This is a genomic window from Streptomyces sp. NPDC056160, from assembly GCF_042268205.1.
Classification (GTDB): Bacteria; Actinomycetota; Actinomycetes; order Streptomycetales; family Streptomycetaceae; genus Streptomyces.
The window spans coordinates 1-3,193 of record NZ_JBHJUW010000296.1 but is presented as its reverse complement, the minus strand read 5'-3'; the positions used below and the strand labels follow the sequence as shown (position 1 = coordinate 3,193).

The window sequence follows — 3,193 nt, the reverse complement described above, 5'->3', positions numbered from 1 at the left end:
GTATAAGTATCAGTGGCGGAGAGCAAGGGATTCGAACCCTTGAGACGGAGTTGACCGCCTACACGATTTCCAATCGTGCTCCTTCGACCACTCGGACAGCTCTCCAATAATGGCTCCGCAGGTAGGATTCGAACCTACGACCGATCGGTTAACAGCCGATAGCTCTACCACTGAGCTACTGCGGAATATTATAAGCTTCATAAACAAAAACATGGTAGATAAAATAAAAAAGCTTGGCGGCGTCCTACTCTCACAGGGGGAAACCCCCGACTACCATCGGCGCTGAAGAGCTTAACTTCCGTGTTCGGCATGGGAACGGGTGTGACCTCTTCGCTATCGCCACCAAACCATTGAGAGTGTTCTCTCAAAACTAGATAACAGTAAGCATACATTCAAATTGGTTAAGTCCTCGATCGATTAGTATCTGTCAGCTCCATGTGTCGCCACGCTTCCACCTCGAACCTATCAACCTGATCATCTTTCAGGGATCTTACTTCCTTGCGGAATGGGAAATCTCATCTTGAGGGGGGCTTCATGCTTAGATGCTTTCAGCACTTATCCCGTCCGCACATAGCTACCCAGCGATGCCCTTGGCAGAACAACTGGTACACCAGCGGTGCGTCCATCCCGGTCCTCTCGTACTAAGGACAGCTCCTCTCAAATTTCCTACGCCCGCGACGGATAGGGACCGAACTGTCTCACGACGTTCTGAACCCAGCTCGCGTACCGCTTTAATGGGCGAACAGCCCAACCCTTGGGACCGACTACAGCCCCAGGATGCGATGAGCCGACATCGAGGTGCCAAACCTCCCCGTCGATGTGGACTCTTGGGGGAGATAAGCCTGTTATCCCCGGGGTAGCTTTTATCCGTTGAGCGATGGCCCTTCCATGCGGAACCACCGGATCACTAAGCCCGACTTTCGTCCCTGCTCGACTTGTAGGTCTCGCAGTCAAGCTCCCTTATGCCTTTGCACTCTACGAATGATTTCCAACCATTCTGAGGGAACCTTTGGGCGCCTCCGTTACACTTTAGGAGGCGACCGCCCCAGTCAAACTGCCCACCTGACACTGTCTCCCGGGTCGATAAGACCCGTAGGTTAGAATTTCAATACAGCCAGGGCGGTATCCCACCAACGCCTCCACCGAAGCTAGCGCTCCGGTTTCAATGGCTCCCGCCTATCCTGTACAAGCTGTACCAAAATTCAATATCAGGCTGCAGTAAAGCTCCACGGGGTCTTTCCGTCCTGTCGCGGGTAACCTGCATCTTCACAGGTACTATAATTTCACCGAGTCTCTCGTTGAGACAGTGCCCAGATCGTTGCGCCTTTCGTGCGGGTCGGAACTTACCCGACAAGGAATTTCGCTACCTTAGGACCGTTATAGTTACGGCCGCCGTTTACTGGGGCTTCAATTCGCACCTTCGCTTACGCTAAGCGCTCCTCTTAACCTTCCAGCACCGGGCAGGCGTCAGCCCCTATACTTCGCCTTACGGCTTCGCAGAGACCTGTGTTTTTGCTAAACAGTCGCCTGGGCCTATTCACTGCGGCTTTCCGTTAAGAAAGCACCCCTTCTCCCGAAGTTACGGGGTCATTTTGCCGAGTTCCTTAACCAGAGTTCTCTCGCACACCTTAGGATTCTCTCCTCGCCTACCTGTGTCGGTTTGCGGTACAGGCACCTTTTATCTCGCTAGAAGCTTTTCTTGGCAGCGGGGAATCAAAGACTTCGCTCCATAAGGAGCTTCCCCATCACAGCTCAGCCTTCACGATAAGCGGATTTGCCTACTTATCAGCCTAACTGCTTGGACGTGCACAACCAATCGCACGCTTCTTCTATCCTTCTGCGTCCCTCCATTGCTCAAACGATAAAGAGGTGGTACAGGAATATCAACCTGTTGTCCATCGCCTACGCCTGTCGGCCTCGGCTTAGGTCCTGACTAACCCTGAGCGGACGAGCCTTCCTCAGGAAACCTTAGGCATTCGGTGGACGGGATTCTCACCCGTCTTTCGCTACTCATACCGGCATTCTCACTTCTAAGCGCTCCACCAGTCCTTCCGGTCTGACTTCACTGCACTTAGAACGCTCCCCTACCACTGATACCATTGGTATCAATTCGCAGCTTCGGTGGTGTATTTAGCCCCGGTACATTTTCGGCGCAGAGTCACTCGACCAGTGAGCTATTACGCACTCTTTAAATGGTGGCTGCTTCTAAGCCAACATCCTGGTTGTCTAAGCAACTCCACATCCTTTTCCACTTAACGTATACTTTGGGACCTTAGCTGGCGGTCTGGGCTGTTTCCCTTTCGACTACGGATCTTATCACTCGCAGTCTGACTCCCAAGGATAAGTCATTGGCATTCGGAGTTTGACTGAATTCGGTAACCCGGTAGGGGCCCCTAGTCCAATCAGTGCTCTACCTCCGAGACTCTTACCTTGAGGCTAGCCCTAAAGCTATTTCGGAGAGAACCAGCTATCTCCAGGTTCGATTGGAATTTCTCCGCTACCCACACCTCATCCCCGCACTTTTCAACGTGCGTGGGTTCGGGCCTCCATTCAGTGTTACCTGAACTTCACCCTGGACATGGGTAGATCACCTGGTTTCGGGTCTACGACCACGTACTCATGCGCCCTATTCAGACTCGCTTTCGCTGCGGCTCCGCATCTTCTGCTTAACCTTGCACGGGATCGTAACTCGCCGGTTCATTCTACAAAAGGCACGCCATCACCCGTTAACGGGCTCTGACTACTTGTAGGCACACGGTTTCAGGATCTCTTTCACTCCCCTTCCGGGGTGCTTTTCACCTTTCCCTCACGGTACTGGTTCACTATCGGTCACTAGGGAGTATTTAGCCTTGGGAGATGGTCCTCCCGGATTCCGACGGAATTTCACGTGTTCCGCCGTACTCAGGATCCACTCAGGAGAGAACGAAGTTTTGACTACAGGGCTGTTACCTCCTATGGCGGGCCTTTCCAGACCTCTTCATCTACCTCGTTCCTTTGTAACTCCGTATAGAATGTCCTACAACCCCAAGAGGCAAGCCTCTTGGTTTGGGCTAGATTCCGTTTCGCTCGCCGCTACTCAGGAAATCGCATTTGCTTTCTCTTCCTCCAGGTACTTAGATGTTTCAGTTCCCCGGGTATGCCTTCTCATACCCTATGTATTCAGGTATGGATACTACTCCATTACTAGCAGTGG

At 52.4% G+C, this 3,193-nt stretch carries 2 tRNA genes and 2 rRNA genes; all 4 read right to left on the bottom strand.

Annotated features, from left to right (window positions below):
- Nucleotides 1-13: 13 nt before the first annotated feature.
- Nucleotides 14-105 (bottom strand) — tRNA-Ser (locus tag ACFC02_RS42115).
- 5 nt (nt 106-110) lie between these two features.
- Nucleotides 111-185, bottom strand: a tRNA-Asn gene (locus tag ACFC02_RS42110).
- 46 nt (nt 186-231) lie between these two features.
- A 5S ribosomal RNA gene (gene rrf / locus ACFC02_RS42105) occupies nt 232-347 on the bottom strand.
- Between the two features lie 50 nt (nt 348-397).
- A 23S ribosomal RNA gene (locus ACFC02_RS42100) occupies nt 398-3,193 on the bottom strand; the annotation flags it as partial.